Raw genomic sequence first — 24705 nt, 5'->3', positions numbered from 1 at the left:
TACACTCGAATAGAAATCTGCTATAATACTAGTCAAGAAAGAAAGGCTTATGGCGTTTTTTTAGCGAGCTTGGGATAGTGAAAGCCAAGCAGAACAAGATAAGTAAGTGGCGCTTTCTCTCAGTAGATAGCTGAGTACAGTAGAATAAAATGAAGTAATAAATTAGGGTGGAACCGCGTTTTTGACGCCCCTAGGTCACTTGACTTAGGGGCAAAGACACGGTTTTTTTGTATCCAAAGTCGCAAGAATTAAAAAAGGAGTAAAACATGTCTAAAAAATTGACTTTCCAGGAAATCATCCTTACTTTGCAACAATACTGGAATGACCAGGGTTGTATGCTCATGCAGGCTTATGATAATGAAAAGGGTGCGGGAACCATGAGTCCTTACACCTTCCTTCGTGCCATTGGTCCTGAGCCATGGAATGCGGCTTATGTAGAGCCATCTCGTCGTCCAGCAGATGGTCGTTACGGGGAAAACCCAAATCGTCTTTACCAACACCACCAATTCCAAGTGGTGATGAAACCTTCTCCATCAAATATTCAAGAACTTTACCTTGAGTCTTTGGAAAAATTAGGTATCAATCCTTTGGAACACGATATTCGTTTCGTTGAAGATAACTGGGAAAACCCATCAACTGGTTCAGCTGGTCTTGGTTGGGAAGTGTGGCTTGACGGTATGGAAATCACTCAGTTCACCTACTTCCAACAAGTCGGTGGTTTGGCAACTGGTCCTGTTACCGCTGAGGTCACTTATGGGTTGGAGCGTTTAGCTTCTTATATTCAGGAAGTAGACTCAGTTTACGATATTGAGTGGGCTCCAGGAGTTAAATATGGAGAAATCTTCCTTCAGCCAGAATATGAACACTCAAAATACAGCTTTGAAGTTTCTGACCAAGATATGCTTCTTGAAAACTTCGAAAAATTTGAAAAAGAGGCAGGACGTGCTTTGGAATTGGGCCTTGTTCACCCTGCCTATGACTACGTTTTGAAATGTTCACACACTTTCAACTTGCTAGACGCACGTGGTGCTGTTTCTGTTACAGAACGTGCTGGTTATATTGCCCGCATCCGTAACTTGGCTCGTGTTGTAGCCAAAACCTTCGTCGCAGAACGTAAGAAACTTGGCTACCCACTTCTCGACGAAGCAACCCGCGCTCAACTCCTAGCAAAAGAGGAAGAATAGAGAGAACGTATTAGATGGGATTGGCAGATAGAGCAATCCTACAGAACCAGTTGCCGCAGTGATAAAGGTATCGTTAGAGATACTAACGATACCAGGCAAAATTGGAGACCTTAGGCTCCAATTTTAGCAATGAAACGACGAAGTCGGTTGCTTGCGTGCCAATCACATAAGGCAAACTGGAAAAAAGATATTTTCGGAGAAAAAACATGACAAAAAACTTATTAGTAGAACTAGGACTCGAAGAGTTACCAGCCTACGTTGTCACACCAAGTGAAAAACAACTAGGTGAAAAAATGGCAGCCTTCTTGGATGACAACCGTCTTTCATACGAAAGCATTCAAACCTTCTCAACGCCACGCCGTTTGGCTGTCCGTGTCATTGGTTTAGCGGATCAACAAACGGATTTGACCGAAGATTTTAAAGGACCTTCTAAGAAAATCGCCTTAGATGCAGAAGGTAACTTCTCAAAAGCAGCTCAAGGATTCGTCCGTGGGAAAGGTTTGACGGTTGACGATATCGAATTCCGCGAAGTCAAAGGGGAAGAGTACGTTTATGTTACGAAACACGAAGCTGGAAAACCTGCTAAAGAAGTCTTGGCTGGCGTTCCAGAAGTGCTTGCTTCATTGACCTTCCCTGTTAGCATGCACTGGGCTAACAACAGTTTTGAATACATTCGCCCAGTTCACACCTTGACAGTTCTTTTGGGTGACGAAGCGCTTGACCTTGATTTCTTGGATATCCAGTCAGGTCGTGTCAGTCGTGGACACCGTTTCCTTGGACATGAAGTGGAAATTACCAATGCGGATTCTTATGAAGAAGACCTTCGCACGGTTTACGTGATTGCGGATAGCAAAGAACGTGAAAACATGATTCGTGAGCAAATCAAGGCCATCGAAGCAGAACAAGGTGTGCAAGTTCAAATCGAAGAAGGACTTTTGAACGAAGTCTTGAACTTGGTCGAATACCCAACTGCCTTTATGGGAAGCTTCGACACCAAATATTTGGACGTTCCAGAAGAAGTCTTGGTGACCTCAATGGAAACACACCAACGTTACTTTGTTGTGCGTGATCTTGATGGTCAGCTCAAACCAAACTTCATCTCCGTCCGTAATGGGAACGCCGAACACTTGGAAAATGTTGTTCGCGGAAATGAAAAAGTCTTGGTGGCACGTCTTGAAGATGGTGAATTCTTCTGGCGTGAAGACCAAAAACTTAAGATTGAAGACCAGGTTGCTAAATTGGCTCACGTGACTTTCCATGAAAAAATCGGTTCCCTTTCAGAACACATGGCCCGTGCTGGTGTCATTGCAGCTTCCTTGGCTGAGCAAGCTGGTTTGACTGCTGAAGAAACGGCAGCCGTAGCTCGTGCAGCTGAAATCTACAAATTTGACCTCTTGACGGGTATGGTCGGAGAGTTCGACGAATTGCAAGGAATCATGGGTGAAAAATATGCTCTTCTCGCTGGTGAAGATGCTGCGGTAGCGACAGCTATCCGTGAGCACTACCTTCCTGATTCAGCAGATGGTGCCCTTCCAGAGACTAAGGTTGGTGCTATCCTTGCGCTTGCAGATAAATTGGATACCCTCCTTTCATTCTTCTCAGTAGGCTTGATTCCATCAGGTTCCAATGACCCTTATGCGCTTCGTCGTGCAACACAAGGGATTGTTCGTATCTTGGATGCCTTTGGCTGGCATATCCCTATGGATGAGTTGATCGACAGCCTTTACGCCCTTTCATTTGATAGTCTTTCCTATGACAATCAAGCAGAAGTGCTCAACTTCATCAAGGCGCGTGTGGACAAGATGATGGGACGCACAGCAAAAGATATCAAAGATGCTGTTCTTGCTAGTTCAAATTTTGTCGTGGCAGATATGCTTGAAGCAGCTGAAGCTCTTTCAGAAGCTGCTAAAACGGATGGTTACAAGGCAGCTGTTGAGTCACTCTCACGTGCCTTCAACTTGGCAGAAAAAGCAGATGCTTCAGTAGCGGTCGATGCCAGTCTCTTTGAAAATGATCAAGAAAAAGCTCTTGCCAAAGCAATTGAAGAGCTTGAATTGACTGGTGTAGCTAGCGACAAATTGGCTAAACTCTTTGCTCTTAGCCCAGTCATCGATGCCTTCTTTGACAATACCATGGTGATGGCAGAAGATGAGGCTGTTAAAAACAACCGTTTGGCCCTTCTTGCAGGTCTTGTAGCGAAAGCCAATAAAGTTGCAGCCTTCAACCAATTGAACACAAAATAAGTACCTGGTAACAGGTAGAAAGTAGGTCTTATTATGACACCTGAAAAAATCGCTCGAATCAATGAGCTTGCTAAAAAGAAAAAAACAGAAGGGTTGACTCCAGAAGAAGAAGTGGAGCAAGCAAAACTTCGTGAAGAATACATTGAGGGCTATCGTCGTTCCGTTCGTCACCACATTGAAGGAATCAAGGTGGTGGATGAAGAAGGCAATGACGTGACACCTGAGAAACTACGCCAAGTGCAACGGGAAAAAGGTTTGCATGGCCGTAGCCTTGATGATCCCAATTCATAAATAGACAATAGAAAACTCGATCAGATGTTGAACTGATCGAGTTTTCTTGTTCTATAGGGGCTAGTCTGAATCCTTATCTCTATTTTTGTAGTTTTTCCATTGATTTTTAAATATCCAAATGGAGACGGCAAGAACGAAGGTTGCTGTCCAAAAAATCCAAGGGACAGGAGTTCGTAGGAAAAAGTAAACGGCAATAAGGTCGACCACTAGCAGGCCAAGGAGAAGGTGTTTTTTATCTTTCATAGAGTTATTGTATCACAATTTGCTTCTCACGGTCTATTGGTTGATAGGATGAGCTTTTGAAGAATGGGAACTTTTTATCCAAAAATGATGAGTGGATAGAGAAGAGAATCTCAAGTGCATCCTGGTCAGATTTGTGGTAAAATAGATAGGATATGAGTAAAGAATTTCATCATGTAACGGTCTTGCTCCATGAAACGATTGATATGCTGGATGTAAAGCCAGATGGAATCTATGTGGATGCCACTTTAGGTGGAGCTGGCCATAGCGAATATTTATTAAGTCAATTAAGTGAAAAAGGGCATTTATATGCTTTTGATCAGGATCAGCATGCGATTGATAATGCGGAGAGACGATTGGCTCCTTATGTTGAAAAGGGCATGATAACCTTCATCAAAGACAATTTCCGGAATCTTCAAGCACGTCTCCAAGAACTGGGAGTCAATGAGATCGATGGAATCTGTTATGATTTAGGAGTTTCTAGTCCCCAGTTAGATGAGCGGTCTCGAGGTTTTTCTTATAAAAAAGATGCTCCCTTGGACATGAGGATGAACCAAGAAGCCTCTTTGACGGCTTATGACGTGGTTAACAACTATGATTACCACGATCTAGTCCGAATCTTTTTCAAGTATGGGGAAGATAAGTTTTCCAAGCAAATTGCTAGAAAGATCGAACAAGCGCGTGCGGTAAAACCGATTGAAACGACGACAGAATTGGCTGAAATCATCAAATCGGCAAAACCGGCTAAGGAACTAAAGAAAAAGGGGCATCCAGCCAAACAAATTTTTCAGGCGATTCGAATTGAAGTCAATGATGAATTGGGAGCAGCGGATGAATCAATCCAGCAGGCTATGGATTTGTTGGCAGTTGGTGGTCGTATTTCAGTTATTACCTTTCATTCCTTGGAAGATCGTTTGACCAAGCAATTGTTTAAAGAAGCTTCTACAGTAGAAGTACCGAAGGGCTTGCCTTTCATCCCAGAGGACTTAAAACCAAAAATGGAATTAGTCTCTCGAAAACCGATTCTTCCAAGCCAAGAAGAGTTAGAGAAGAACAACCGAGCTCATTCTGCAAAATTGCGGGTTGCTCGAAAAATTCATAAGTAAGAGGAAATGAACATGGCAGATCAACCATTACGATCTCGGGGTAGTCAATTGCAAGATCGTATTCGTCGCTTTACCAGAGTAGAGAAAGCTTTTTATGGCTCGATTGTCCTAACAGGGATTATTCTTGCTGTCAGTATTATTTTTATGCAGACGCGAATTTTACAAGTGCAAAGTGATTTGACAAACCTCAATACGGAACTAAAAACAAAAGAGACTGAACTAGAAGATATCCGACAAGAAGTCAATGAGTTGACTCGCTATGAACGCTTGTCTAAGTTAGCTAGTTCTCAGGGGATGACCCTCCAAAAAGAAAATCGAAAAGTGGTGAGTTCAAGTAGCGATGAGTAAATTAAAAAAGAAAATCATTCGTTATTCCCTTAAAAAAAGGAAACTTCCAGACCAAAATCGTCGGCAAGTAGCTAAGAATTTAAGTTTGCTTTCTATTCTTGTTTTCTTCATTTTTCTCATTAATTTTGCAGTTATTATAGGCACAGATAGCAAATTTGGAAAAAATTTATCTGAGTTATCGCATCAAGTCCATCAGAAAACAGAGATTGTTCCAGCCAAACGAGGAACAATTTATGATCGAAATGGAGCTGTCATTGCTGAAGATGCGACGACTTATAATGTTTATGCTATCATCGATAAAACTTATAAATCAGCAAAAGGTGAAGTTTTATACGTTGAAGAAAGCCAATACAACCAAGTAGCGGACGTTTTTAATCGTTATTTGGGGATGGAAAAAGATTATGTCGTCCAACAACTGTCTCAAAAGAAGCTCAACCAAGTTTCTTTTGGTGCAGCGGGGAACGATATTAGTTATAGCAACATGGATGCTATCCGGAGTGAACTAGAAGCTGCCAACATTAAAGGTGTTGATTTTACGACGAGTCCAAACCGGAGTTATAAAAATGGGACCTTTGCCTCTCAATTTATCGGTCAAGCTCAATTGATAGAAGATAAAGAAGGCAATAAAACCCTGCAGGGAACAACGGGAATCGAAAAATCCTTGGATCGCATCCTAGGTGGTCAGGACGGCGTTGTGACCTATGAGAAGGATCGCAACGGAAATATTGTGCCGGGATCAGATAAGGTTGCCGTGAAGACCGAAGATGGGAAGGATGTCTACACAACCCTTTCTGCGGAACTTCAAACCTATCTCGAAACGCGAATGGATGTTTTCCAAGAAAAGGTAAAAGGTAAATATGTCAGTGCGACCCTGGTCAGTGCCAAAACGGGGGAAATCCTTGCAACGACGCAACGTCCAACCTATAATGCAGATACCAAAGAAGGCTTGGATATTAAGAATCTGAGAACCTGGAACACGATTCTTTACCAGGATCAATACGAACCAGGTTCGACTATGAAGGTCATGTTATTAGCTTCGGCGATTGATCATGGAACTTTCCCAGCCTATAATGAAGTATACTACAGTAACGAACTACAAGTAAAAGATGCGACCATCCGTGACTGGGATGTCAATATGGGGCTGTCTGAAGGTCGCTATATGAATATTGCCCAAGGTTTTGCCTATTCAAGTAACATTGGGATGACCAAGCTTGAACAGAAGATGGGCAATAATGTCTGGATGAATTACCTCAAACTCTTTAAGTTCGGACTTCCTACACGTTTTGGAATGGGAGACGAAGGTTTTGGAGGCCTACCAGGAGATAACTATGTCACTCAAGCCATGTCTTCTTTCGGTCAAGGGATTTCGGTGACCCAAACGCAGATGTTGCGTGCATTTTCTGCCATTGCAAATGATGGGGAAATGTTGGAGCCTAAATTTATCAGTGCGATTTACGACGGCAAGCATGAAACTGCTCGTAAATCACAAAGAGAGATTGTCGGCAATCCAGTACCCGCTTCGGTTGCCCAACAGACCCGTAATTACATGATTACGGTAGGGACTGATCCTCAATTTGGTACCCTCTATTCATCGGATGGTCCCATTATCCAAGTAGCTGGACAAAATGTTGCTGTTAAATCAGGGACAGCCCAAATTGCGACAGCTAATGGCTACTTGGAAGGCGAAAATGATAATATCTACTCGATTGTTGTCATGACACCTGCTGAAGACCCAGATTTTATTATGTATGTGACAGTTCAACAGCCTGAAGTCAGCTTTAGTCCAAAGAGCTGGCAAGAACTGGTCAATCCAGTCTTGGAAGATGCGGTTGCCTTGAAGGATGAGTTGAATCTAGTAACGGAAACCAAAGCCTTGGATGGGGTCACGAAAGAGGACACCTATAAGATGCCGTCCGCAGAATCCTTGTCGAAAGAATTGAACTTGAAGCAGACCATCAGCCCAGGTGGCTTCGCAGATGAACTGCGTCGCAATCTGATCCAGCCTGTCGTCCTAGGAACTGGAAAGAATATTAAAAAGATGTCTGTATCAGCAGGAACGAAATTAAAAGCAAATGAGCAAGTGTTATTATTAACAGATGACTTAGATTCAGTTCCGGATATGTATGGTTGGACTAAGAAAAATGTTGATAAATTTGCGGAATGGACGGGCATTGAGATCACCTATAAAGGGGAAGGTTCTCGTGTGAGCAAACAAAACGTCAAAGTAGAAACTGCTTTAAAGAAGACGAAGAAAATAACAATTACATTAGGAGATTGATATGTTACTTGCTACCCTAGTAGTATCCTTTATACTGACGGTTATTGGCATTCCAGCCTTTATCCGTTTCTATCAACGGGCCCATATTTCGGGGCAACAAATGCACGAAGATGTGAAGCAACACAAAGCCAAAGCAGGCACTCCAACTATGGGGGGAGTGGTTTTCTTGATCACTTCAGTCTTTGTCACTCTTGTCTTTAGCTTTTTAACGGGAAACTTTACGCGCCCTGTTCAATTGATCCTCTTTATTTTGGTCTTGTATGGAATCGTCGGTTTCTTGGATGACTTCTTGAAGGTCTTTCGTAAAATCAATGAAGGGTTAAATCCCAAGCAAAAATTAGCCTTGCAATTGGTGGGAGGGATCATTTTCTATCTCTTTTCTGAACGCCATGGAGCTGGTAGTCTTCTCAATGTCTTTGGTTGGGATATCTATTTGGGACATTTCTATATTGTCTTTGCCTTGTTCTGGTTAGTTGGTTTTTCAAATGCAGTCAACTTAACGGACGGGATTGATGGGTTGGCAAGCATTTCGGTAACCATCAGCTTGATCGCTTATTCCATTATAGCTATTTGGCAAAGACGAATCGATATCCTTTTTGTGACCATCAGTATGATTGGAGCTCTATTAGGTTTCTTCGTCTACAACCACAAGCCGGCTAAAATCTTTATGGGAGATGTCGGTAGTCTAGCTCTTGGAGGGATGCTTGCAGCCTTGTCAATGGCTTTGCATGTCGAGTGGACGCTGCTCTTGATTGGTCTGGTCTATGTCATTGAAACAGGTTCAGTGATGCTACAAGTGACCTATTTCAAATGGACCAAGAAACGTTATGGAGAAGGACGTCGGATTTTCCGAATGACTCCTTTCCACCATCATTTAGAACTGGGTGGTCTGTCTGGTAATGGACCTAAATGGTCTGAGTGGAAGGTCGATGCCTTTCTCTGGAGTGTTGGTGCAGGAATGAGCGCCTTGACCCTCTTGATCTACTATTTGACCAATTCATAAGCCATGAATCATAAAAGGTTGGGATGTGATCTCAGCCTTTTTCGCTGGCTAGGAATTGCTGTCCAAAAGAAGAGCGGGAAGAGGAGTTTTTTGATATAATAGTGGAGATGATGAAAGGATAAGAGAATGAAATTTACAGATTTTAAGTTTAAGGACTATATCCAAGAGGCCTTAAAAGAAATTAATTTTATCGAAGCAACAGAAGTTCAAGAAAAGCTGATACCGATTGTTTTAGCAGGCCGTGATCTGGTCGGTGAATCTAAAACAGGATCAGGGAAGACCCATACTTTCCTCTTGCCAATTTTTCAAACTTTAAATGAGGAAAGTAGCCATGTCGAAGTGGTCATTACTGCGCCTAGTCGGGAATTGGCCACACAGATTTACCAAGCGGCTCGTCAGATTGCTAGCCACTGTGAAAAAGAAATTCGGATTGCCAACTACGTTGGGGGAACTGATAAGGCTCGTCAAATCGATAAGCTCCAAATAGCCCAACCCCATATTGTCATTGGGACACCTGGACGGATCTATGATTTGGTCGCTTCTGGAGACTTGGCTATTCATAAGGCTCACACCTTTGTGGTTGATGAGGCGGATATGACTCTCGATATGGGCTTTTTGACGACGGTAGACAAGATTGCATCCAGTCTTCCCAAACAACTCCAATTCTTGGTTTTCTCTGCTACGATTCCGCAAAAGTTACAACCCTTCTTGAAGAAATATTTGTCTAACCCTGTCATGGAGCAGATCAAAACCAAAACGGTGATCTCGGACACCATTGATAACTGGTTGGTATCGACAAAAGGGCGCGATAAGAATGAGCAAGTCTATCAATTGACGCAGGCTCTTCAACCTTATCTGGCAATGATTTTTGTGAATACCAAGGACAGAGCGGACGATTTGCATGCTTTTTTAGTAGAAAAGGGGCTCAAGGTCGCTAAAATCCATGGGGGGGTTCCTCCACGGGAGCGCAAACGAATCATGAACCAAGTCAAAAACCTGGATTTTGAATATATCGTGGCGACTGACTTGGCAGCGCGTGGGATTGATATTGAAGGGGTCAGTCATGTTATCAACGATGCTATTCCACAAGACTTATCCTTCTTTGTCCACCGCGTTGGCCGGACTGGTCGGAATGGTCTTCCTGGCACAGCCATCACCCTCTATCAACCGAGTGATGACTCAGACATTCGGGAGCTTGAAAAATTGGGCATCCAGTTTGTCCCTAAGGTCTTGAAGGCTGGAGCTATCGAAGATACTTACGACCGGGATCGCCGGGCTAATCGTGAAAAACGCCAAGAAAAACTCGATATTGAGATGATTGGCTTGGTCAAGAAGAAAAAGAAAAAAATCAAACCAGGCTACAAGAAAAAAATCAAATGGGCCGTGGACGAGAAACGTCGCAAAGCCAAGCGAGCTGAGAATCGTGCTCGCGGTCGAGCAGAAAGAAAGGCGAAACGCCAAACCTTTTAGTGATAAAGAAATTTAAAGATTTCCATAAAAATTAACTATTTGGTCGCTGATTTATTTTGTGATAGACTATCTATAGATAGTCTATTTTTTTGCTCTTAGGGGAGACGCTTGCTTGAGATCAAATCAGACCTGAAGCATGATTTACGAACGATCAGTAGCAAAACTCAGCATTTTAACTGTAAATATGATAGAATGATTCATTATCGAGGGAGGAAGTAACGAAGATGTTTACAACTACTTATCTGGTATCTGGCTGGTATGAAGAGTTTTTAAAATGGATACCAGAAGGAGAAATCTTTAACCTACGCGTCGTTTTTGAAGCTATTCCAGGAATTTTAAAAGAGCTTCCAAATACGATTTTGTTAACCTTGGCAGGAGCCTTTTTTGGTTTATTGCTAGCCCTATTGTTTGCCATTGTCAAGATCAATCGGGTAAAAATCCTCTACCCGATCCAAGCCTTGTTTGTGAGTTTTTTAAGAGGGACACCAATTTTGGTCCAGTTGATGCTGACCTATTATGGAATCCCGCTCCTATTGAAGGCCATTAACCAACAATATGGGACAGCCTTTAATATCAACGATGTGCCAGCCCATTTATTTGTCATTGTGGCCTTTGCCTTCAATGAGGCAGCCTATGCCAGTGAGACCATTCGGGCAGCGATTTTGTCTGTTGATGCGGGTGAAATTGAAGCGGCGAAGAGTCTCGGGATGACCAATGCCCAAGTTTATCGTCGGATTATTATTCCAAATGCAGCAGTGGTTGCGACTCCGACCTTGATCAACTCTTTGATTGGTTTGACCAAGGGGACTTCTTTGGCCTTCTATGCAGGTGTTTTGGAAATCTTTGCCCAAGCCAAGATTATGTCGGGGAATGACAGTCGCTACTTTGAGCGCTTTATCTCTGTTTCATTGATTTACTGGGCCATTAATATTTTGATTGAACAATTGGGGCGCTGGATCGAACAGGTACTCTCTATCAAAGATCCAAAAGTTGTTACCCAAACCTTGCAAGAGGAGGAACGAGCAGCATGATTCGGATTTCACAATTATCAAAATCTTTTTCCGGTCAAGTAGTCCTAGACCATCTCGATTTGGAAGTCCAAAAAGGGGAAGTTGTTGCCTTGATCGGTTCTTCTGGAGCTGGGAAATCAACCTTCTTGAGAAGCTTGAACTATTTGGAAGCCCCAGATAGTGGTAGCATTGAGATCAATGGGGAGAAGGTAGACTTTGAAAACATCAGCAAGGACGAGATCCTGACCCTTCGAAGAAAGCTAGCTATGGTCTTTCAACAGTTTAATCTTTTCAGCCGCAAGACAGCCTTGGACAACGTCAAGGAAGGACTAATCGTCGTCAAAGGCTTATCTGACCAGGAAGCGACCAAGATTGCCAAAGAAGAACTCGCAAAAGTCGGTCTGTCGGACCGAGAAACCCATTACCCTCGTCATTTGTCAGGAGGGCAGAAGCAACGGGTAGCCTTGGCACGGGCCCTAGCCATGAAGCCGGAAGTCCTCTTGTTGGATGAGCCAACTTCAGCCCTCGATCCGGAATTGGTCGGAGAGGTAGAAAAAGCCATCGCAGCAGCAGCTCAGGCAGGTCAAACCATGATTCTGGTCAGCCATGATATGAGCTTTGTTTCCCAGGTGGCAGATAAGGTCTTGTTCCTCGACAAGGGGAAAATTATTGAATCTGGCACTCCAGAAGAGATTATGAAAGCTCCTAAAGAAGAGCGGACAAAAGAATTCTTTGCTAGTTACAAACGAACATTTGTTTGATATAATATATAAGAGCTCGAGTCTGGAACGCGATGTTTCAGACTCGGATTTTTCTTTGAGTAGGTGCCTCAGGAAAAGATGAATAGTAGTAGTTCATTTTTCCGCGAAGATAGAAGTTTCAACTTGATCCAATAGTGAACGAAACGAATCGGCATCTCGTCCCCTCATTCCAATCTTGGATACTAAGGAGATCTTATGTTAAAGCAATTGCTATCTCTCTATATCGAGAGCCTAATCATCACTTCAATTGGGGTGTTGGTTACCTCAGCTATTTGGATAGGCTTGCGAGCGGCTCGTAAGACGGATAAAACAGCTAAGGAACGCCAGTTACACCTCTATGATATTTTATTAATTGATATTATGACAATTCCAGTCCTTACCTTTGCAGTCATTGGAGTTCTGTTTATTCTTCGAGCAAGATAATTGCAAAATGGTTCAATTGGAGTTAGAATCAAGATAGTTACAACTAAAGGAGAAGCTTATGTATGATACACTGATTATCGGTGCAGGACCTGCGGGTATGACTGCAGCCCTGTATGCAGCCCGCAGCAATCTAAAGGTTGCCTTGTTAGAAGCTGGAATTCCTGGCGGACAGATGAACAATACGTCCGATATCGAGAATTATCCAGGCTATGCCAATATCAGTGGACCTGAATTGGCTGAAAAGATGTTTGAACCTCTAGAAGCCCTAGGTGTGGAACACTTGTTCGGTAGAGCCGAAAATATTGTTGATCAAGGAAGTTACAAGGAAATTACGACAGATGATGGCCTCTTGCAAGCCAAGACCGTTATTATTGCGACTGGTTCTAACCATCGCTTGTTGGGAGTTCCAGGTGAAGAAGAATTAAATAGTCGTGGGGTTTCTTATTGCGCTGTCTGTGATGGCGCCTTCTTCCGAGATGAAGACCTCATGGTTGTTGGTGGAGGAGATTCTGCGGTTGAAGAGGCAATCTTCCTGACTCAGTTTGCTAAGTCTGTTACCATTGTTCATCGACGCGATGCCCTACGTGCCCAAAAAGTTCTTCAAGACCGAGCTTTTGCCAATGAAAAGATTCACTTTGCTTGGAATACAGTGGTCGAAGAGATCAAAGGGGACAACCGTGTGACCAGTCTGGTCTTAAAAGATGTTCAAACTGGTGAGGTTCGCGAGCAAGCAGCTGGTGGTGTCTTTATCTATGTGGGCTTGGATCCTGTCAGTGACTTTGCCAAAGACCTCGGTATTCTAGACGACCAAGGTTGGGTGATCACTGATGATCATATGAAGACCTCCGTGCCGGGTGTCTTTGCGGTTGGAGATGTCCGCCAAAAAGATCTTCGTCAGGTCACCACAGCGGTTGGGGATGGCGCTGTCGCCGGTCAAGAAGCTTATAAATATATTACTGAACACGAAGAATAAGAGAGAAGAAAGGGATGTTCGTCTGATGGAAAGAGGCGAAGATCCCTTCTTTTTTACGATAAAAATGAGGCTTAACCCGGATTAAACTCATGTGGTCCTGCTTAAAATGTGCTATAATGTGTTTAAAATTATTTTGGACTGTGCCAGTTGACAGAGCGTGACTGGTACCATGACGTAAAAAAAGAAGAGGGATCAAACATGTACCCAGATGATAGTTTAACTCTCCATACTGATTTGTACCAAATCAATATGATGCAGGTTTACTTTGAGCAAGGCATCCACAATAAAAAGGCGGTCTTCGAAGCCTATTTCCGCCAGCAACCCTTCAAAAATGGCTATGCCGTCTTTGCAGGTCTTGAGCGCATTGTCAACTATTTGAAGAATCTACGTTTTTCAGAGTCGGATATTGCCTACTTAGAATCCTTAGGCTACGAAGGAGCCTTCTTGGATTACTTGAAAAATTTTAAAATGGAATTGACTGTTCGTTCTGCCAAAGAAGGGGACCTGGTCTTTGCCAATGAGCCGATTGTCCAAGTAGAAGGACCGCTTGCCCAGTGTCAGTTGGTTGAAACGGCCCTCCTCAATATTGTCAATTTCCAAACCTTGATTGCCACAAAAGCCGCTCGGATCAAGGCTGTGATCGAAGACGAACCTTTGATGGAGTTCGGAACTCGTAGAGCGCACGAAATGGATGCGGCTATTTGGGGAACCCGTGCAGCCGTTATTGGAGGCGCTAGCGGAACCAGTAACGTACGTGCAGGAAAACTCTTTGACATCCCTGTCCTTGGGACACATGCCCATGCCTTGGTGCAGGTCTATGGCGATGATTATAAAGCCTTCAAGGCCTATGCTGAGACCCATCGCAACTGTGTCTTCCTGGTGGATACCTATGATACGTTGCGCATCGGAGTTCCAGCTGCGATTCAGGTGGCGCGTGAGATGGGCGATCGTATCAACTTCCTAGGAGTGCGGATTGACTCTGGAGATATTGCCTACATCTCGAAAAAGGTTCGCCAACAGTTGGATGAAGCTGGTTTCACAGAAGCGAAGATCTATGCTTCAAATGATTTGGATGAGAACACCATCCTCAACTTGAAGATGCAAAAGGCTAAGATTGATGTCTGGGGTGTCGGAACTAAGTTGATCACAGCCTATGACCAACCAGCGCTCGGAGCAGTCTATAAGATTGTTGCTATCGAAGACGACAATGGTCAAATGCGAAATACCATCAAGCTTTCTAACAATGCTGAAAAAGTTTCAACCCCAGGGAAGAAACAAGTTTGGCGGATTACCAGTCGGGAAAAAGGAAAATCTGAAGGGGATTACATTACTTATGATGGAGTAGATGTCAATGAACTGACAGAAATCAAGATGTTCCATCCGACCTATACCTATATCAAGAAGACGGTTCGTGATTTTGACGCCATCCCGCTCTTGGTTGATATTTTCAAAGATGGTGAACAAGTCTACGAATTGCCAACCTTGATGGATATCCAAGCCTATGCTCGGAAGGAATTTGACAAGCTCTGGGATGAGTACAAACGTGTCCTCAATCCACAACATTATCCAGTGGACTTGGCCAAGGACGTATGGCAAGATAAGATGGACCTCATTGATCAAATGCGTCAGAAAGCCTTGGGAGGTGAAGAAGAATGAGCCTACAAGAAGACATTATTGCCCAATTAGGGGTTAAGCCGGTCATTGATCCTCAAGAAGAGATTCGCCGGTCGATTGATTTTTTGAAGGACTACTTGCAAAAACATCCTTTTCTAAAGACCTTTGTCTTAGGAATTTCAGGAGGTCAGGACTCGACCCTAGCAGGTCGCTTGGCTCAATTAGCCATGGAGGAAATGCGGGCAGAGACTGGAGATGCTAGTTTTCAGTTTGTTGCTGTCCGCTTGCCCTACGGTGTCCAAGCGGATGAAGCAGATGCCCAAAAGGCCTTGGCCTTCATCCGGCCAGACGTCAGCCTGGTCGTGAACATCAAGGAATCGGTCGATGCCATGGAGCGTGCTGTCGAAGCGACAGGAACGGATGTCTCAGACTTCAATAAGGGCAATATCAAGGCACGGAGTCGGATGATTGCTCAGTATGCTTTAGCGGGTGCCTATAGCGGAGCCGTCATTGGGACAGACCATGCAGCCGAAAACATCACTGGATTCTTTACCAAGTTTGGAGACGGTGGAGCCGATATTCTGCCTCTCTACCGACTTAACAAGCGCCAAGGCAAGCAGTTGCTTCAGGCGCTGGGAGCTGATCCAGCCTTGTATGAGAAGGTACCGATTGCGGATTTGGAAGAGGAGAAGCCAGGTATCGCTGACGAAGTAGCTCTTGGGGTGACCTATGCAGAAATTGATGACTACCTAGAAGGAAAATCAGTTAGCCCGGAAGCTCAAGCAACCATTGAAAACTGGTGGCACAAAGGCCAACACAAACGCCATCTACCGATTACGGTATTTGATACCTTCTGGCGTTGATAGGAAAGAAAAGTCGGTTGAGCCGACTTTTTTAAAACAGGATAGGAGGAAAGAGAATGAGAAAATTGGGTACTATTGAACTGAAGACCAAGCGTTTATTACTAAGACGCTTTGTTGTAGAGGATGCAAAGGCAATGTTTGAAAATTGGGCGTCTGATACAGATAATCTTAAATATGTGACTTGGGATCCCCATCCAAATCCTCAACTGACTCGAGCTTTAATTGAGAGATGGCTCCTTCATTACCAAGAGGAAAACACCTACAAATGGGCGATTTGCAAGAAAGATGATCCCGCACAAGTGATAGGTGATATCAGTGTCGTTTCTCAGGATCCACAAAAAGAACTGTGTGAAGTCGGCTATATTCTAGGGAAGAATTTCTGGGGTCAAGGTCTGATGACAGAAGCCCTCCAGGCTGTTTTACACTTTTTGTTGGTAGATGTGAAATTCAAGGAAGTTCAAGCCAAGTATGTCAGTTTGAACCCTGCTTCGGGAAGAGTTATGGAAAAAGCTGGGATGCAATATCTAGCTACTCTCCCAAATGCTGTCGCTAGAAAAGGCTATGTCGGAGATCAAATAATCTACACTATCCATTCTTCTAACCTTTAAAACAATTTTTACTTGAAGATTTTGGTCAATGGTCTATAATGGTAAGTAGCTTTACAAAGGAGAATCTTATGTCAGAATTAACAAAAGAGTTTACAGATCAACTCTATGCGAATTACCAAGCAAATGTGAAATTTGCGGCTCTCGAAAATGCCATCACCCACAATGGGATTCATGCGGCTTTAGAGACACGCAAAAGTGCAGTAGAAAACACACCCGTCTTTTCTCTTGATTTGACCAAGGATAAGGTGACGGACCAGAAAGCTTCTGGTCGTTGCTGGATGTTTGCGGCTCTGAATACCTTCCGTCATAAAATGATTGCCAGCTTCCAATTAGAGGATTTTGAGTTGTCTCAAGCTCATACCTTCTTCTGGGACAAGTACGAAAAATCCAACTGGTTCTTGGAACAAGTCATTGCGACAGCGGATCAGGAATTGACCAGCCGCAAGGTGGCCTTCCTCCTTCAAACCCCTCAACAAGATGGTGGTCAATGGGATATGGTCGTTTCCCTTTTTGAAAAATATGGGGTCGTACCCAAGTCTGTCTATCCAGAATCCATCTCATCTAGCAATAGCCGGGAGCTCAATACCTACTTAAACAAATTGTTGCGTCAAGATGCTCAGATTCTACGCGAATTGCTTGCGAGCGGAGCAGATCAAGCAACGGTTCAAAGCAAGAAAGAAGAGCTCCTCCAAGAAATCTTTAATTTCTTAGCTATGTCACTGGGCTTGCCCCCTCGTACATTTAGTTTCTCTTATCGCGATAAGGACAATAACTTCCACACAGAGTCTGGATTGACACCTCAAAGCTTTTACAAAAAATATGTGGATCTTCAGTTGGAGGACTACGTTTCTGTTATCAATGCGCCTACGGCAGACAAGCCTTATGGTCAGTCCTATACGGTTGAGATGCTGGGGAATGTGGTCGGTAGCCGTGAAGTCCGCTACCTTAATGTTCCGATGGAGCGCTTGAAAGAATTGGCCATTGCTCAAATGAAGGCTGGGGAAACTGTTTGGTTTGGATCGGATGTCGGCCAAGTTAGCAACCGGAAAGCTGGAATCCTTGCGACAGATGTCTACGATTTTGAAGCGGGAATGGATATCCAGCTGACTCAAGATAAGGCAGGGCGTTTGGATTATGCGGAAAGTCTCATGACCCATGCCATGGTCTTGACTGGTGTGGATCTGGACGAAGCTGGACGCCCTCTCAAATGGAAGGTTGAGAATTCTTGGGGAGAAAAAGTCGGAACAGATGGCTACTTTGTAGCTTCCGATGCCTGGATGGATGAATACACCTACCAAATCGTCGTCCGCAAGGAATTATTGACAGCTGAAGAATTGGCTGCTTATGAGGCAGAGCCAATCGTCTTGGCTCCATGGGATCCGATGGGTGCCTTGGCTTCTAAGTAACAAATATAAAAAAACACGATTGTTTATGAACAATCGTGTTTTTGTTTGGACTTAAATTATCTGACTAGCGATTTTGTTCATTTTCTTTGGCAGAAGGTTCAGTGTGTTCAGAATTCTCTTCTGAGTTAGATGAACTAGAACTTGAACTATCTTCTGTTGCGTCAGTGCTTGGCTCGACACTTGGCTCATAATAGTAGTAATTGTAGTTGTTCTTACCATTATTGAGATATAGGTAAGAACCGCTACGGTATACACCACTTGGTTGGGTCCAATCAGTGCTACCTGATCCGTATTGCTCATACAAATACAGCATCATTTGTTTGTAGACATCCGTCGCGACTTTGATTCCATCATCCAGTACGGGAGTCAAGCGATTGGTGTACCCTGTCCAAACAGCCATAGAATATTGAGTGGTGTACCCCACAAACGATTCATCTGGTGTCACAATGCTTGAGTAACTGTAGTCTTTGGTTAGTTTCTTCAATTCATTGTCTGAATAGTTAGAGGTACCTGTTTTACCGGCATGATAAAGACCAGAGATATAAGCGTTATATCCTAGACCAGCTGTGATAACAGATTTCAACATATCAGTCATCATGTAAGCGGTGGTCTCTTTCATCACCCTTGTTCCAGAAGTGTCAAAGTTCCTAGTTGTACCATCGCTAAAGACAACCCGATTCACATATTGAGGCTTGTAATAGGTACCGCCATTTGCGAAGGTTGCATAAGCAGCGGCCATTTTCTCACTGCTAGCCCCGTATTTGTTGCTAGAGTCACTGGTATTACTTGAGATAGCATTTGCATATACCATTTCTGGATAATCAATCCCCATGCTGCTCAAGAATTTCTGAGCCTTCTTCAAACCAACTTTTTCAAGAGCCCGGACCGCAGGAACGTTACGGGATTGTTGGAGAGCATAGACCATGCTGATATTGCCGTAGTACTGTCTATCCCAGTTATAAAATTGCGTATTTGTACCAGGGAAGTTGTAAGGTGTATCAGGAATGGTTACTCCAGTGGAGTTATACTCCTCATATTCAATTGCGGGAGCATAATCTGAGATAGGTTTCATTGAAGATCCCCAATCTCGGTTCGTTTCGACAGCTTGGTTGGTACCGAAGGATACATTAGATGATTGATGACGGGATCCCAACTGAGCAATGACTTTTCCGTTTGTCACGTCGATGATAGTAGAAGCAACTTGCAACTCATTATCTGGATAATTGACATATTCGTCAGAGTTGTATATATCCCACAGACGTTTTTGAGCTGCGGTATCGACGTTGGTGTAGACATCCATACCAGTTGTCAAGACATTGTAGCCTGTCTCTTCTTCGACTTGTTGGATGACTTCTTTGAGGTAGTTATCCATATAAGCAGGATAGTTGCTTGAGCCGGTTAGACTTTGCAAGCCATCGGTAACAGGTGTATTGACGGCACTTTCGTACTGCTCGTTTGTAATGGACTTCATATCCAACATTTCTTTAAGAACCAGATTACGACGTTGGAGAGCAGCTTCCGGATTGGTATAAGGATCGTATTGGTTCGGTGCTTGAGGCATTCCGGCCAATAGGGCCACTTGTGGCAGAGAAAGGTCCTTCAAGTCTTTTGCATAGTAGCTACGAGCAGCTGTTTGCATTCCGTAGTTTCCGTTAGACATGTAGACTTTGTTGATGTAGTAGGTCAAAATCTCTTGTTTGGTTGCTTTTTGCTCTAATTGAGTAGCAAGCCAAGCTTCTTGGATTTTCCGAGATAGGGTTTGGTCGGACGACGAAGTAGAGAAGTAAGTGAGCTTGATCAACTGCTGTGTAAGAGTAGACCCCCCTTGGCGACCTCCTCGGAGGTTACTGAAGAAGGCTCCTCCAATACGAATAAAGTCGACCCCTCTGTGGTTGAAAAAGCGGTGGTCTTCAATCGCCACAATCGCATTGACCAAGTCAGTTGGGATTTCATTTGTTTTTACGTTGATTCGTTTCTCAGCACCCAAGTCGGCAATCAGATTGTTTTGATTGTCATAGATTTTACTTGATGTCGTTGCAATGAGGTCTTTTTCAGAAAGAGTCGGTGCTTTTGAGGCATAGTATCCAAATACCAATCCACCCAGGATAAGTAAAAGGAAAAATAAGGAAATAGCCGCAATCGCTGCATATTTTAACCACTGGATAACTGTTTGTTTGTTCATTTAATTACCGCCTAGTAGATTCTGTTCGATAATATCGAGATAAGGGACGCTTGGAAGGCGATCTGTCTCGATACGATAACCATTTTCCTGTATATAGGTCAATGGCATAGATTTACTGCCGTGATCGATGTTGTAAAAGTCTATTAAGGAAGGAGCGGGCAGTAGATAAGTCTCATTGAGCTTTGCAAAATGCAAGAGCACAAAACAAATTCCTCCCTGTTGGACGACCGCAGCCATGTGATCAATCTGGTGCTGATGAAAGTTTTTCATCGGCATGGCTTGTTTTTGCTGGGTCTCTTTTGCTTCAAAATCAATGTAGTGTCCTTTATAAACACCAGAATAGTCTGTGGTAGATGCCTGGCGAAAATAAGCTTCCACAATCTTTGCCCGACTGCGATGAGGATAGTCCACCTTTACAATCTGGATGGGTGTCGGCTTTTTATGAATAACCGCTAGCCCTCTAGAAAGGTAGTACTGATTGCTCTCATTAATCATTTTTTCAAATGTCATCCCTCGATTGGCAAAATTCACACTTTGCTTCCTCTGGATGGGCGAAGAAGATTTCTTGCTAAGTTTGTGAGGATAGTTGACCATCATTCTCCTTATTGGTACAATTACATCACTCTATTATATCACAAAATGAAGAAGGGAGGGGAAATAATGAATAGTTTACTGATTACAGGTTATAAGGCATTTGAATTGGGAATTCTGACAGCTAAGGACCCCCGACTTCCAATAATTAAAGAAGCGATTCGTAGGGATTTAGTCCGTTTTTTGGAAGAGGGAGTCAAGTGGTTGATTTTTACAGGGAATTTAGGTTTTGAAGCTTGGGTTTTAGAGGTTGCTCAGGAATTAAAAAAAGAATATGAGATACAGTTGGCCACAATTTTTATGTTTGAAAATCAAGGAGAGAACTGGAATGAGGCCAATCAAGAAGTCCTCAGTCGCTTTAAACAGGTTAATTTTGTCAAATATGCCTATCCCTCTTATAGCCAGCCAGGTCAATTCAAAGAATACAATACGTTTTTGTTAGAAAATACAGATGGTGCCTATTTATTTTACGATCCAGAACATGAAACAAATCTCAAATATCTTTACAAAATGATGCTAGAAAAGGATCAGTATCATGTCAAAAGATTAAACTTTGATGACTTAAATGAAGTAGCAGAAAAAATTTACGAAAAATAAGTGGTTTACCTTGATTTTTGCTCCTCATTTTTTATATAATGATTATGATTAACTAGAACGGAGAGAATGATGGCAAGTATTATTTTTACTGCGAAAGATATTTTTGATCAAGATTTCAAAAAAGAAGTTCGTGGATTTAGTAAAGTTGAGGTAAATGAGTTTTTGGATGATGTCATCAAAGACTATGAAACCTATGCTGCCTTAGTGAAGGAATTGAAAGAAGAAAATGCTCGGCTCCGTGAAGAATTAGCTAAGAAGACGAGCCAAGCAACTCCGAGTCCATCAGTTCCTGAGTCTGCTCCAAAGCATGAGTTTCCTCAGGTCACTACTACGACAAACTTCGATATTTTGAAACGCTTAAATCGTCTAGAAAAAGAAGTCTTCGGGAAACAAGTTGTAGATCGTGATTTTTAAGACATTAAATATGAACGTGCAATTTTTGGATAATCGCGTGAGAGCTTTCTCTCATGAGGAAAGTCCATGCTAGCACAGGCTGTGATGCCTGTAGTGTTTGTGCTAGGTGAATCCATAAGCCTAGGGACTTGATCTTCAAGTTACGGCGAGCGAACGGGCTAAGTCTTAGGATAAGTTCTACTAGCTCTGAAAGTGCCACAGTGACGTAGTTTTTAGGGAAACCTAAAAAGTGGAACGCGGTAAACCCCTCAAGCTAGCAACCCAAACTTTGGTCGGGGCATGGAGTGCATGGAAACGAACATAGCATTCTGACTGGAAACAGTAGACAGATGATTATCGAAGGAAATGGTACCTAGTCATTTCTGGAACAAAACATGGCTTATAGAAAATTGCATATAGGTGGTGAGGGGGAGAGAAATCTCAACCTCCTTTTTTAAACAATGAGGAATAAATGAAAAAACAATTTGAATTAATTGCAACAGCTGCTGCTGGATTAGAAGCAGTAGTTGGGCGTGAATTGCGAGAGCTGGGCTACGATTGCCAAGTGGAAAATGGACGGGTTCGTTTCAAAGGTGATGTTCGTGCGATCATCGAAACCAATCTTTGGTTGCGTGCCGCTGACCGAATCAAGATCGTCGTAGGCTCTTTTCCTGCCCGCACCTTTGAAGAACTCTTTCAAGGAGTTTTTGCCTTGGATTGGGACCAATATCTCCCTTTAGGAGCACGTTTTCCCATTTCCAAAGCAAAATGTGTTAAATCCAAACTGCATAACGAACCGAGTGTACAAGCGATTTCGAAAAAGGCAGTTGTTAAAAAGTTGCAACAACACTATGCTCGTCCGGAAGGCGTTCCATTGATCGAAAATGGAGCAGAATTTAAAATTGAAGTTTCCATTTTGAAGGACCAAGCGACTATTCTAATTGATACCACTGGTAGCAGCCTTTTCAAACGTGGTTATCGGACGGAAAAAGGGGGCGCACCCATTAAGGAAAATATGGCGGCAGCCATTCTTCAACTTTCCAATTGGTATCCAGATAAGCCTTTGGTTGATCCGACTTGTGGATCAGGGACCTTCTGTATCGAAGCAGCGATGATGGCTCGCCAGATAGCGCCAGGCTTGAGACGGACCTTCTCATTTGAAGAGTGGAATTGGGTGGATAATCGACTGATTCAAGAAGTTCGCACAGAGGCTAGTAAAAAAATCAATCGGGACCTTGTCCTAGACATCATGGGAACCGATATCGATGTGCGGATGGTTGAGATTGCCAAAGAAAATGCTCAAAAAGCTGGAGTTGCGAGCGATATCACCTTTAAGCAAATGCGGGTGCAAGATTTGCGATCGGATAAGATCAATGGGGTCATTATCTCCAATCCACCGTATGGCGAACGCTTATCCGATGATGCAGGGGTTACAAAATTGTACGCTGAAATGGGAGAGGTCTTTGAGCCCTTGAAGACTTGGAGCAAATTTATCCTGACCAGCGATGAAAATTTTGAGAAGAAATTTGGGCGACAAGCAGATAAAAAACGAAAATTATATAACGGAACTTTAAAGGTTGACTTGTATCAGTTCTTTGGGGAACGGGTACGTCGACAAGCGACTAGTGAGAAAGGAAACATATGACAAAAGAAGATAAACAGCAGTTGGGCCAAGAGGCAGAGTCAGTTCTTGATTTTAAGGACGCCAAAGAGATGACGATTGGCCAAGCAAACCGCAAAGCTGAAGAAATCGAAGCAGGGGTCAAAGAAACAGACAATGTCCTCGATAAATACATCAAACAGCACCGTGAGGAAATCGAAGCTCAAAAGTTTGATACCATCGTCATGCAAAAGGAAATGTTGGCTGAGGCAGAGGCTACAACCACTGTGGAACAAGCGGAGGCAATTCCAAACGAAGAACCTGCAACAGAAGTAAGTTCAGCAGAAGCAGCTAAAAAAGAGGTTGCATCTGCTCGCATTCCAGATCCAATTCCTGGGGAACGCCCTGCAAAAATTAAGTTTGGTCCAGAGCCAACAGAACCATATGTGGATGAAGAAATTGAGATTCCTGAAGAACCGAAAAAAAGCCGGGTCAAACCAATTTTGTTTTCAGTTTTAGCTCTGACAGCAGTTGCTACGGCTAGTTGGTTGTCTTATCAATGGATCCGTAACCAGTCTAAAGGGGAAACGACAGTCGTCTCTTCTACTAGCTCATCTAGCAAGAAGTCCTCTAGTTCTTCTTCCTCAACGAGCGCAAATACAGAGGCTTTGCTGAAGGATTTTAACGATCAGTATGTAGCTTTCTTTACAGATGACACGCAGACGAAGTTGAAAAATGATTCTTTTGGTAATTTGGAAAAACTAAAAGCCAGTTTAGATAAATTGAAAGACACCAAGGAATACGATGCAGCCAAAAGTAAATACGATGAATTGGTGAAGCAGGTTTCTGCTATTCAAACAGTAAACTCTCAGTTTACCAGCCCAGTTATTAAGGATGGGGCCATCGATACCAAGGCGCAGGTAAAGAGTGATGCAGTCTTTTCAGATGCGTCAACAGCTAATACACAGTTGAACCAATTGTTGAAGGATGCTGCAGCTCAAGGACGCTCGCAACAAGTTGCGACTCCAGCACCCGTGACAGATGGTGGTGGCAGTGTTGCAGGTGGAAATGCAGTTTCTTCAGGAACGGTAACCAGTCCAGCTCCTACACCAGCCCCAGCTACTGAAGGCAACACGATAGGCGGAGTGAACCCAGGCTATTCTGGCTTTGGCCTTCAAAGTACTGGTGTGCCACTTCAACGAAACTTGAGCCGGGTGCCATACAACCAAGCAGCGCTTGACGATGTAAACAATCCTGCATGGACCTTTAACCCTGGTATTTTGGAGAAAGTTCTGAAGATTGCTCGGGAACGTGGGCATATCGTTGGAGATCAATACATCTTGGAACGCGTGAATATCATCAACGGCAATGGTTATTACAACCTCTTTAAGCCAGATGGAACTTATTTGTTTAGTATCAATGCTAAAACAGGCTACTTTGTCGGAAACGGAAAAGGCCATTCCGATGCATTGGATTATTAAGAATTAAAAAAACTTCTCTTTGAAAGAGAAGTCTTTTGTT

Annotated in this window: 22 protein-coding genes and 1 other RNA gene; 21 read left to right on the top strand and 2 right to left on the bottom strand. The window is 43.3% G+C overall.

All coding sequences use genetic code 11. The features are described 5' to 3' along the window. Positions 1 to 266 precede the first annotated feature (266 nt). The 16 genes from glyQ (at position 267) to pepC (ending at position 17821) form a co-directional block, all read left to right on the top strand. Positions 267 to 1184: a glycine--tRNA ligase subunit alpha gene (gene glyQ, locus ADH49_RS09380; protein WP_048691994.1), complete on the top strand. Its 918-nt coding sequence runs from the start codon at positions 267 to 269 to the stop codon at positions 1182 to 1184. A 206-nt stretch (positions 1185 to 1390) separates the two neighbouring features. Beyond that, on the top strand, positions 1391 to 3427 hold the full coding sequence (gene glyS / locus ADH49_RS09375) for a glycine--tRNA ligase subunit beta (RefSeq protein ID WP_048691991.1): 2037 nt from the start codon (positions 1391 to 1393) through the stop codon (positions 3425 to 3427). 33 nt (positions 3428 to 3460) lie between these two features. Next, positions 3461 to 3718 carry a DUF896 family protein gene (locus ADH49_RS09370; RefSeq protein WP_023920274.1) on the top strand — a complete coding sequence of 86 codons (258 nt, stop codon included), beginning with the start codon at positions 3461 to 3463 and terminating at the stop codon, positions 3716 to 3718. 395 nt (positions 3719 to 4113) lie between these two features. Continuing rightward, positions 4114 to 5064: a 16S rRNA (cytosine(1402)-N(4))-methyltransferase RsmH gene (gene rsmH / locus ADH49_RS09360; RefSeq protein ID WP_048691984.1), complete on the top strand. Its 951-nt coding sequence runs from the start codon at positions 4114 to 4116 to the stop codon at positions 5062 to 5064. A 12-nt stretch (positions 5065 to 5076) separates the two neighbouring features. Next, on the top strand, positions 5077 to 5412 hold the full coding sequence (gene ftsL / locus ADH49_RS09355) for a cell division protein FtsL (protein ID WP_006596866.1): 336 nt from the start codon (positions 5077 to 5079) through the stop codon (positions 5410 to 5412). Next, positions 5405 to 7690 carry a penicillin-binding protein PBP2X gene (pbp2X, locus tag ADH49_RS09350; RefSeq protein ID WP_048691981.1) on the top strand — a complete coding sequence of 762 codons (2286 nt, stop codon included), beginning with the start codon at positions 5405 to 5407 and terminating at the stop codon, positions 7688 to 7690. Before ftsL ends, pbp2X begins: the two co-directional genes overlap by 8 nt. Position 7691: 1 nt before the next feature. Continuing rightward, on the top strand, positions 7692 to 8693 hold the full coding sequence (gene mraY / locus ADH49_RS09345) for a phospho-N-acetylmuramoyl-pentapeptide-transferase (RefSeq protein ID WP_048691979.1): 1002 nt from the start codon (positions 7692 to 7694) through the stop codon (positions 8691 to 8693). A gap of 126 nt (positions 8694 to 8819) precedes the next feature. Further along, positions 8820 to 10163, top strand: a complete 1344-nt coding sequence (locus tag ADH49_RS09340; RefSeq protein WP_048691976.1) for a DEAD/DEAH box helicase — start codon at positions 8820 to 8822, stop codon at positions 10161 to 10163. Positions 10164 to 10387: 224 nt separating this feature from the next. Then, positions 10388 to 11194, top strand: coding sequence for an amino acid ABC transporter permease (locus ADH49_RS09335; RefSeq protein ID WP_048691973.1), 807 nt, complete (start codon positions 10388 to 10390; stop codon positions 11192 to 11194). Continuing rightward, positions 11191 to 11934, top strand: coding sequence for an amino acid ABC transporter ATP-binding protein (locus ADH49_RS09330; protein WP_048691970.1), 744 nt, complete (start codon positions 11191 to 11193; stop codon positions 11932 to 11934). Before ADH49_RS09335 ends, ADH49_RS09330 begins: the two co-directional genes overlap by 4 nt. A 195-nt stretch (positions 11935 to 12129) precedes the next feature. Beyond that, entirely contained in the window at positions 12130 to 12357 is a 228-nt protein-coding gene (locus tag ADH49_RS09325) for a DUF4059 family protein (protein WP_048691969.1), read from the top strand. Positions 12358 to 12415: 58 nt separating this feature from the next. Continuing rightward, positions 12416 to 13330, top strand: a complete 915-nt coding sequence (trxB, locus tag ADH49_RS09320) for a thioredoxin-disulfide reductase (RefSeq protein WP_023027724.1) — start codon at positions 12416 to 12418, stop codon at positions 13328 to 13330. 198 nt (positions 13331 to 13528) lie between these two features. After that, positions 13529 to 14986 carry a nicotinate phosphoribosyltransferase gene (locus ADH49_RS09315; RefSeq protein ID WP_048691968.1) on the top strand — a complete coding sequence of 486 codons (1458 nt, stop codon included), beginning with the start codon at positions 13529 to 13531 and terminating at the stop codon, positions 14984 to 14986. After that, positions 14983 to 15807, top strand: a complete 825-nt coding sequence (nadE, locus tag ADH49_RS09310) for an ammonia-dependent NAD(+) synthetase (protein WP_048691965.1) — start codon at positions 14983 to 14985, stop codon at positions 15805 to 15807. The genes ADH49_RS09315 and nadE overlap by 4 nt, the downstream gene beginning before the upstream one ends. Before the next feature lie 56 nt (positions 15808 to 15863). Beyond that, the gene (locus tag ADH49_RS09305) at positions 15864 to 16415 is read left to right on the top strand and encodes a GNAT family N-acetyltransferase (protein ID WP_048691964.1); all 552 of its coding nucleotides are present in this window, start codon (positions 15864 to 15866) and stop codon (positions 16413 to 16415) included. A 68-nt stretch (positions 16416 to 16483) separates the two neighbouring features. Next, positions 16484 to 17821 (top strand): aminopeptidase C, encoded by a 1338-nt coding sequence (pepC, locus tag ADH49_RS09300; RefSeq protein WP_048691961.1) that lies wholly within the window; start codon positions 16484 to 16486, stop codon positions 17819 to 17821. Between the two features lie 64 nt (positions 17822 to 17885). Here pepC and pbp1a read toward each other — a convergent pair whose 3' ends face one another. Both pbp1a and recU read right to left on the bottom strand, forming a co-directional pair. Then, positions 17886 to 20003, bottom strand: a complete 2118-nt coding sequence (gene pbp1a, locus ADH49_RS09295; protein ID WP_048691958.1) for a penicillin-binding protein PBP1A — start codon at positions 20001 to 20003, stop codon at positions 17886 to 17888. Next, a complete protein-coding gene (recU, locus tag ADH49_RS09290) occupies positions 20004 to 20597 on the bottom strand; it encodes a Holliday junction resolvase RecU (protein WP_048691955.1) in 594 nt (197 codons plus the stop codon). Between the two features lie 66 nt (positions 20598 to 20663). Between recU and ADH49_RS09285 the strand changes: the two genes are divergently transcribed. From ADH49_RS09285 to ADH49_RS09270, 5 genes are all read left to right on the top strand, one after another. Beyond that, entirely contained in the window at positions 20664 to 21191 is a 528-nt protein-coding gene (locus ADH49_RS09285) for a DUF1273 domain-containing protein (protein WP_006597078.1), read from the top strand. A 69-nt stretch (positions 21192 to 21260) separates the two neighbouring features. After that, positions 21261 to 21605 carry a cell division regulator GpsB gene (gpsB, locus tag ADH49_RS09280; RefSeq protein ID WP_006597079.1) on the top strand — a complete coding sequence of 115 codons (345 nt, stop codon included), beginning with the start codon at positions 21261 to 21263 and terminating at the stop codon, positions 21603 to 21605. A gap of 21 nt (positions 21606 to 21626) precedes the next feature. After that, positions 21627 to 21992: RNase P RNA component class B (gene rnpB, locus ADH49_RS09610), an RNA gene on the top strand. Positions 21993 to 22056: 64 nt separating this feature from the next. Next, a complete protein-coding gene (locus ADH49_RS09275) occupies positions 22057 to 23229 on the top strand; it encodes a THUMP domain-containing class I SAM-dependent RNA methyltransferase (RefSeq protein WP_048691951.1) in 1173 nt (390 codons plus the stop codon). Continuing rightward, positions 23226 to 24665: a cell division site-positioning protein MapZ family protein gene (locus tag ADH49_RS09270; protein WP_048691948.1), complete on the top strand. Its 1440-nt coding sequence runs from the start codon at positions 23226 to 23228 to the stop codon at positions 24663 to 24665. The genes ADH49_RS09275 and ADH49_RS09270 overlap by 4 nt, the downstream gene beginning before the upstream one ends. Positions 24666 to 24705: the final 40 nt, after the last annotated feature.

The organism is Streptococcus sp. 400_SSPC (assembly GCF_001072745.1).
Taxonomy (GTDB): Bacteria; Bacillota; Bacilli; order Lactobacillales; family Streptococcaceae; genus Streptococcus; species Streptococcus xiaochunlingii.
The sequence above is the reverse complement of the archived record's forward strand: the minus strand, read 5'-3'. Positions and strand labels throughout refer to the sequence as shown.